Here is a 1,210-nt window from a genome sequence, read left to right on the forward strand (position 1 = left end):
GCCCACCCTTGTATCTTGATCGAGTTGGTGGTTAGCTATCACCAGCAGAGGTGAAGACCAGCTTGGGCCCACCCTTAAGGCTCGACCTTGGAAGGTAGATCAAGCCCTTCACCTCGTTCCCACACCATACCAAACACTGGACGGTAGCCAAGGGCAAGGACCCTGTATGCACAAGGAGAGTGGGTGTGTTGATCGAGAACTAAGGAGAGAGCATGTTTTACCTGGGCGTCGACGTTGCCAAAGCCAAGCTTGACTGCATGCTGCTCGATTCGTCGAGCGGTAAGCTGAAGTCAAAGTCCATCGCTAACACACCTACTGGTTTTGTCCAGCTGCTGGAATGGCTGGTCAAGAACAAGGCAGCCAAGCCGCACGTGGTGATGGAGCCGACCGGGATGTATCACGAAAGTGCCGCGTTAGCGCTGACCGATGCTGGCTTGATCGTTTCGCTGGTCAACCCAGCCCAGCTGCGTTCTTTCGCTCAAGGTTTGGGCGTGAAGACCAAGACTGACAAGGCAGACAGTGTTGTGCTGGCACGATACGGCGCCACGCAAAATCCCGCTCCATGGCAGCCGCCGTCGGCATCGGCCCGCCGGCTCAAAGCCCTGTTGGCACGGCGTGACGCGGTAGCCGACGACCTGCAGCGCGAGCGAAATCGCCGGGAAGCCAACGATTTCAGTTCAGTGCCTGAAGCGGTAGGAGAATCGATTGCGCAGTCGATTGCCTTCCTTGAGGCAGAGCTAAGGCGTCTTGAAAAGATGATCGCTACGCACATCGATGACGATCCAGATCTGCGCAACAAGAAAGACCTGCTCGAAACCATCCCGGGCGTCGGTCCACGCGTGGCAAGCCATATGACCGCGTTATTTGCTGGACGAACGTTTGAGCGCGCCGAGCAACTGGCAGCCTACTTGGGCCTGGTGCCGGTTCAGTGGGAATCTGGCTCGTCGGTGCGCGGCCGTCCACACATGTCCAAGGCAGGCCCGGCCTACCTGCGCAAGGTGCTCTACATGCCTGCCGTCGTGGCACGGCGCTGCAATCCTCACATCAAAGCGCTTAACGAGCGACTGCTCGCCAAAGGCAAATCCAAGATGGCCGCTATCGGCGCTGCAATGCGTAAGCTGGCGCATCTGTGCTTTGGTGTCGTCCAGACCGGCAAGCCCTACGATCCAACATTTGCGATGTAAGGCTTGACGAGCAAGACGGTATCTAC

At 57.9% G+C, this 1,210-nt stretch carries 1 protein-coding gene; it reads left to right on the forward strand.

Annotation, left to right across the window (positions count from 1 at the left end):
• The first annotated feature begins 212 nt into the window (after window positions 1-212).
• On the forward strand, window positions 213-1,184 hold the full coding sequence (locus tag C2862_RS25005) for an IS110 family transposase (protein ID WP_136223759.1): 972 nt from the start codon (window positions 213-215) through the stop codon (window positions 1,182-1,184).
• Window positions 1,185-1,210 lie beyond the last annotated feature (26 nt).

This window comes from Massilia sp. Mn16-1_5 (genome assembly GCF_004798585.1).
GTDB lineage: Bacteria > Pseudomonadota > Gammaproteobacteria > Burkholderiales > Burkholderiaceae_D > Telluria.